Source organism: Colwellia marinimaniae (genome assembly GCF_002207865.1).
GTDB lineage: Bacteria > Pseudomonadota > Gammaproteobacteria > Enterobacterales > Alteromonadaceae > Colwellia > Colwellia marinimaniae.
Genome location: NZ_BDQM01000306.1, coordinates 1 through 265, shown reverse-complemented (window position 1 = coordinate 265; position 265 = coordinate 1). Strand labels below are relative to the sequence as shown.

The 265-nt window shown below is 16.6% G+C and carries 1 protein-coding gene; it reads right to left on the bottom strand.

The genetic code is table 11. The features are described from left to right. On the bottom strand, positions 1-265 hold a 265-nt coding region (locus MTCD1_RS23720; RefSeq protein ID WP_200818683.1), incomplete at both ends, for a hypothetical protein.

The window sequence follows — 265 nt, the reverse complement described above, 5'->3', positions numbered from 1 at the left end:
TTTTTTTTCTTTTTTCTTTTCTTTTTTTTTTTTTTTTTTCTTTTTTTTTCTTTTTTTTCTTCTTTTTTTTTTTTTTTTTTTTTTTTCTTTTTTTTCTTTTTTTTTTCTTTTTTTTTTTTTTCTTTTTCTTTTTTTTTTCTTTTTTTTTTTTTTCTTCTTTTTTTTTTTCTTTTTTCTCTTTTTTTTTTTCTTTTTTCCTTTTTGTCTGATGTTCCTCCGTTTTCCTTGTGTCTTTTTGCTTTGCCTTTTTTTTTTACCTCTGTTT